Here is a 6,293-nt window from a genome sequence, read left to right as displayed (position 1 = left end):
TTTTGAACTGGGTAATGCTCATGGTCTGACCTGTCTTTTGGGCGTTCTTAAAATCAATCGACGTTTAGTGCATGAAACCTTCCATGAAACCGGCCCTGCGGGCCAGGATTTTACTGAAATGCTCGCGGGCAACCCGGGCGCGCGTGAAGACGCCCAACAATTGGTGCCCATCCCCTGCATCGACCGCGTCGCGCAAGGCGTCGAGGTCGCTGCGAAATGTATCGAGTGTGCGCAGAACAGCCTCGCGGTTAGCGAGGAAGATGTCGTGCCACATCACCGGGTCGCTTCCGGCGATTCTTGTGAAATCGCGAAAACCACCGGCAGCGTAACGGAAGATCTCAAGGTTTTCATTGCGCTTGGCCAACGAATCGACCAGACCGAAAGCCAGCAAGTGTGGCAGATGACTGGTCGCGGCCAGCACTTCATCGTGACGCTCGACCTGCATGTGCTCGACGTCGGCGCCCAATTCGCGCCAAAGACGATCAACCACAGCCAATGCGGCCGGATCGGTTTGCTCGAGCGGCGTGAGAATCACTTTGTGGCGACGGAACAGTTCGGCATTGGAGGCTTCCACCCCGCTCTGCTCGGAACCGGCAATCGGATGGCCCGGCACGAAACGCGACGGCATCGCGCCAAACGCTTCGGTTGCCGCGCGCACCACATTGCCTTTGGCGCTACCGACGTCGGTCAGAATCGCCTGCCCGAGATCCATGCTCGCCAGACGCGCGAGCACTTTTTCCATCGCCAGAATCGGCACCGCCAGCTGAATCACGTCAGCGCCTTGGCATGCAGCCGCCAAGTCATCTTCACAACGATCGACCACACCCAACTCGACCGCGAGCTTGCGCGATTGCGGATCGAGATCGACCCCGACCACTTCGCGGCACACACCGCTTTCACGCAAGCCTTTGGCAAACGAACCACCGATCAACCCCAGACCGACCACCACGAGGCGACCGATCATAGGTGCAGCAGATTGCAGTGCAGTGACATCACCCACGAGCCAGAACCTTGCGCAGCGCTTCGAGGAAGCGGCTGTTTTCCGCTGGCAGACCGATGGTCACTCGCAGGTGGTTCGGCATGCCGTAATTGGCCACCGGACGCACGATCACGCCTTCGCGCAGCAAACCCTGGAATACCGGGGCTGCAACTTGTGCGAGATCGACGCAGATGAAATTGCCCTTGGATTCGATCCAGTTCAGGCCCAGCTCACGGAAACCGGCCTGCAGCTGCTGCATGCCCGCCTCGTTGAGCTGACGGCTTTGCGCCAGATATTCATCGTCCTTCAACGCTGCGCAGGCTGCCGCCAAAGCGAGGCTGTTGACGTTGAATGGCTGGCGAACACGGTTCAGCACATCAGCGACAACCGGGGTCGACAGGCCGTATCCAACGCGCAACGCCGCCAGACCATAGGCTTTGGAGAAGGTGCGCGACACCAGCAGGTTCGGGTAAGCGGCGAGGAAATCCAGACCGTCCGGCAAATCACTGCCTTCGGCGTATTCGATGTAAGCCTCGTCGAGCACCACCAGCACATGCTCCGGAACGTCCTGCAGGAACTCGTCCAGCGCTTCAGCGCCGAACCAGGTGCCGGTCGGGTTGTTCGGGTTGGCGATGAACACCACGCGGGTGTTGGCGTCGATGGCCGCGAGCATTGCAGGCAGGTCATGCCCCCAATCTTTCGCCGGCACCACTTTGGCCTGCGCGCCGACCGCTTGAGTGGCGATCGGGTATACCGCAAACGCGTGCTCACTGAACACCGCGTTGAGGCCCGGCGCCAGATACGCGCGCGCGACCAACTCAAGAATGTCGTTGGAACCGTTGCCCAGCGTGACCTGATTCAGCTCGACGCGGCACTGTTCGGCCAGCAACGATTTCAATGCGAAACCGTTGCCATCCGGATAACGGGTCAGCTCGGCCAGCTCTTCGCGGATCGCCGCCAAGGCTTTCGGACTGGCGCCCAGCGGGTTTTCGTTGCTCGCCAGTTTGACGATTTTTGCCGGATCCAGATCCAGCTCGCGCGCCAGTTCGTCCACAGGCTTGCCCGGAACGTACGGCGAAAGTTGTTGCACGCCCGGCTGTGCCAGAGCGAGGAAGTTGCCACTCATTTGCTACCGCCCCTTAGAGAACTGCTTTCGGGTAGGAACCCAGCACTTTGAGTGCTACTGCTTCCTGACTGATCTTTTCCAGCACACCTTTGATCAACGGATCACGGTGGTGGCCGACGAAGTCGATGAAGAACACGTAGGTCCATTTACCGCTGCGCGATGGACGGGTTTCGATGCGGGTCAGGTCGATCCCGTTGTCGTGGAACGGCACCAGCAGCTCGTGGAGCGCGCCGGGCTTGTTGCTCATCGACACGATGATCGAAGTCTTGTCGTCGCCGGTCGGCGGCACTTCCTGGTTACCAATCATCAGGAAGCGCGTCGAGTTGTCCGGACGGTCTTCGATCTTCTCGGCCAGACGGGTCAGGCCATACAGCCCTGCCGCCATATCACCGGCAATCGCCGCCGAATTCCACTCGCCTTTAACCCGCTTGGCCGCTTCAGCGTTGCTCGAAACCGCCACGCGCTCAACATTCGGATAGTGCGCGTCCAGCCACTTGCGGCACTGGGCCAGCGACTGTGCGTGGGAATAGATGCGGCTGATGCTGTCGGTCTTAGTGTTTTCACCGACCAACAGGTGATGGTGAATACGCAGCTCGACTTCGCCACAGATCACCATGTCGTGTTCGAGAAAGCTGTCCAGAGTGTGATTAACCGCGCCTTCGGTGGAGTTTTCCACCGGCACCACGCCAAAATTCACCGCACCGGCTGCCACTTCACGGAACACTTCGTCGATCGCCGCCATCGGCTTGCTGATCACCGCGTGACCGAAGTGTTTCATGGCTGCCGCTTGGGTGAAGGTGCCCTCAGGGCCGAGGTAAGCCACTTTCAGCGGCTGCTCGAGCGCCAGGCACGACGACATGATTTCGCGGAACAACCGCGCCATCTCTTCGTTGCCCAGCGGCCCCTGATTGCGCTCCATCACACGCTTGAGCACCTGAGCTTCACGCTCAGGACGATAGAACACCGGCACTTCGCCTTCGGCCAGCGAGGCCATCTTTACTCGCGCGACTTCCTGGGCGCAACGCGCACGCTCACTGATCAGCTCCATGACTTTGGTGTCCAGAGCGTCAATGCGAACGCGCAGTGCCTTGAGTTCTTGCTCGGACATCAGCCGTGTTCCTTCTCGAATTCAGCCATGTACGCCACCAGCGCGTTGACCGCAGTGATGTCGACAGCGTTATAGATGGAGGCGCGCATACCACCCACGGAGCGGTGGCCCTTGAGGTTGAGCAGACCGCGCGCTTCGGCACCGACCAGGAACGGCTTGTCCAGACGATCATCGGCCAGACGGAATGGCACGTTCATCCACGAGCGATCCGATTTGTTGATCGGGTTGCTGTAGAGGCCGCTGGCGTCGATGAAGTCGTACAGCGTGCGCTGCTTGACGTCGTTGAGCCTGGCGATCGCATCAACGCCGCCCTGCTCTTTCAGCCACTGGAACACCAGACCGGACAGGTACCAGGCCAGGGTCGGCGGGGTGTTGTACATCGAGCCGTTATCCGCCGCGACTTTGTAGTCGAGCATGGTCGGGCACAGCGCACGCGCCTTGCCGAGCAGGTCTTCGCGGATGATGTTGACGACGATGCCGCTCGGGCCGATGTTTTTCTGCGCGCCGGCGTAGATCATGCCGAAACGCGAGATATCGACCGGGCGCGACAGAATATCCGAAGACATGTCAGCCACCAGCGGCACGTCACCGACTTCCGGGATCCACTGGAATTCCAGACCGCCGATGGTTTCGTTCGGTGCGTAGTGAACGTAAGCGGCGTCTTTCGACAGGTTCCACTCGTTCTGGCCCGGGATGGCGAAATAGTCGTAAGGCTTGGCGGTGGCGGCGACGTTGACGCGGCCGTAGCGCGAGGCTTCTTCGATGGCTTTCTGCGACCAGATACCGGTGTCGATGTAGTCGGCGGAGCCGTTTTCCGGTAGCAGGTTCAGTGGAATCTGCGCGAATTGCTGGCTGGCGCCACCTTGAAGAAACAGCACTTTATAGTTCGACGGGATATTCAGCAGGTCACGCAGATCCTGCTCGGCCTGGGTGGCAATGGACACGAACTCATCGCTGCGATGGCTCATTTCCATGACCGACAGACCCTTGCCGTGCCAATCAAGGAGTTCACCCTGGGCGCGCTGCAGGACAGCTTCAGGAAGCGCCGCAGGACCGGCGCAGAAGTTATAGGCTCGCTTGCTCACATCCAATCTCGCTCTGATTTGGTGGTATCACGCAATAAATCACACTACCGATCAACACGGCCCAGTGGGAGCGAGCCTGCTCGCGAATGCATCACCGCGGTGTGTCAGAGGTACCGCAGCGCCTGCATTCGCGAGCAGGCTCGCTCCCACAGGGGATCTCCATGATGTCGAAATTTCATACCGGACAAATAACAAGGGGGCGAATTCTCATCCGCCCCCTTGCTTGTCCGCTTATTCTTGCGGTTCTTCGTCTGCTGCGGCGTCGAGTTGCTGGTCTTCACCGGCATCGTCGTTTACGACAGTGCCTTCGAATTCCTCGCCCTCTTCCCCTTCAAGCTCTTCGCCTTCAACTTCCGAAGGCTCCTGAACCCGCTCCAGACCGACCAGGGTTTCGTCCTTGGCCAGTTTGATCAGCGTCACACCTTGGGTGTTACGGCCCAGGCTCGACACTTCGTCGACACGGGTACGCACCAAGGTGCCCTGATCGGAGATCAGCATGATTTCTTCACCGTCCTGCACCTGAACCGCACCGACCAGACGGCCGTTACGCTCGTTGCTGACCATGGCGATAACGCCTTGACCGCCACGCTTGTACTCAGGGAACTCGGTGATCGCCGTACGCTTGCCGTAGCCGCGCGCCGAAGCAGTGAGAATTTCGCTGCCTTCTTCCGGAATCAGCATGGAGATCAGCTTCTGCCCTTCTGGCAGACGCATGCCACGCACACCGCGGGCGGTACGGCCCATGGCGCGAACTTCGGATTCCTTGAAGCGCGTAACTTTGCCGCCGTCGGAGAACAGCATGATTTCCTGCTCGCCGTCGGTGACAGCTGCAGAGATCAGGATGTCGCCTTCGTCCAGCTCCAGCGCGATCAGACCAACGCTGCGCTGACGGCTGAAGGCCACCAGCGGCGTCTTCTTGACCGTACCGTTGGCGGTCGACATAAAGATGAACGGCGCTTTTTTACGATCAGCAGCCTTGATACGGGCACGACGTTCTTCGTCGGTCTCGTTGCTGTTTTCGATTTCCTCTACATCAACCTCAACGCCCTCAGCCTCTTCTTCTTCAGCCTGACGCTTCATGGCTTCGAGATCGACCGGCAACATGGTGGTGATGTATTCGCCTTCGCTCAATGGCAGAAGGTTGACCAGCGGACGACCACGGGCAGCGCGGGACGCTTCCGGAATCTCGTAGGTCTTGAGCCAGTACACTTTGCCTTTGCTGGAGAACAGCAGCAGCGTGGTGTGGCTGTTGGCAACCAGCAGGTGAGCGATGTAGTCCTCATCCTTGACGCCGGTCGCCGATTTGCCTTTGCCGCCACGACGCTGAGCCTGGTACGCAGCCAATGGCTGGGTCTTGGCATAGCCACCGTGGGAGATGGTCACAACGCGCTCTTCTTCCGGGATCATGTCACCCAGGGTCAGATCGAGACGGGCATCAAGAATTTCGGTGCGGCGCACGTCGCCGTATTCGGCACGAATCACTTCCAGCTCTTCGCGGATCACTTCCATCAGGCGCACAGCGCTGTTGAGGATGCGGATCAGCTCGCCGATCTGGTTGAGGATCTCTTGATACTCGGCCAGCAGTTTTTCGTGTTCCAGACCGGTCAGACGGTGCAGACGCAGTTCCAGAATGGCTTGCGCCTGTTCTGGCGACAGGAAGTATTTGCCTTCGCGCAGACCGTATTGCGGATCGAGGTTTTCCGGACGGCACGAATCGGCACCGGCACGTTCAACCATCGCGACCACGGCCGAGGATTCCCACGGCGTGCTGATCAGCGCTTCTTTAGCTTCCGACGGGGTCGGCGACGCTTTGATCAGGGCTATAACCGGGTCGATGTTCGACAGGGCAACGGCCTGACCTTCGAGGATGTGACCACGCTCGCGCGCTTTGCGCAGTTCGAACACGGTACGACGGGTAACCACTTCGCGACGGTGACGGACGAAGGCTTCCAGCAGATCCTTGAGATTCAGGATGCGTGGGCGGCCGTCGATCAG

4 protein-coding genes and 1 pseudogene are annotated in these 6,293 nt (G+C 59.7%); all 5 read right to left on the bottom strand.

Translation table 11 applies throughout. The features are described 5' to 3' along the window. Nucleotides 1-91 precede the first annotated feature (91 nt). Nucleotides 92-964, bottom strand: a pseudogene (locus ACIP1X_RS27290) (prephenate dehydrogenase/arogenate dehydrogenase family protein); the annotation flags it as partial. 28 nt (nucleotides 965-992) lie between these two features. Continuing rightward, the gene (gene hisC, locus ACIP1X_RS27285) at nucleotides 993-2,105 is read right to left on the bottom strand and encodes a histidinol-phosphate transaminase (RefSeq protein ID WP_400755826.1); all 1,113 of its coding nucleotides are present in this window, start codon (nucleotides 2,103-2,105) and stop codon (nucleotides 993-995) included. Between the two features lie 13 nt (nucleotides 2,106-2,118). Then, nucleotides 2,119-3,213, bottom strand: coding sequence for a prephenate dehydratase (pheA, locus tag ACIP1X_RS27280; RefSeq protein ID WP_007908404.1), 1,095 nt, complete (start codon nucleotides 3,211-3,213; stop codon nucleotides 2,119-2,121). Next, complete coding sequence (gene serC / locus ACIP1X_RS27275) at nucleotides 3,213-4,298, bottom strand: 3-phosphoserine/phosphohydroxythreonine transaminase (RefSeq protein ID WP_400755825.1); 1,086 nt, start codon at nucleotides 4,296-4,298, stop codon at nucleotides 3,213-3,215. Before serC ends, pheA begins: the two co-directional genes overlap by 1 nt. A 231-nt stretch (nucleotides 4,299-4,529) precedes the next feature. Next, on the bottom strand, nucleotides 4,530-6,293 hold a 1,764-nt coding region (locus ACIP1X_RS27270), incomplete at its 5' end, for a DNA gyrase C-terminal beta-propeller domain-containing protein (protein ID WP_400755824.1).

Origin of the sequence: Pseudomonas sp. NPDC088885 (assembly GCF_044750025.1) — a bacterium.
Taxonomy (GTDB): domain Bacteria; phylum Pseudomonadota; class Gammaproteobacteria; order Pseudomonadales; family Pseudomonadaceae; genus Aquipseudomonas; species Aquipseudomonas rustica.
Note: the sequence above shows the minus strand (reverse complement) of the source record. Positions and strands in the feature narration are given on the sequence as shown.

Bases quoted from the DNA above. Each gene is read 5' to 3' on its own strand.
- pheA (WP_007908404.1), bottom strand. From the start codon at position 3,213: ATGTCCGAGCAAGAACTCAAGGCACTGCGCGTTCGCATTGACGCTCTG.
- hisC (WP_400755826.1), bottom strand. From the start codon at position 2,105: ATGAGTGGCAACTTCCTCGCTCTGGCACAGCCGGGCGTGCAACAACTT.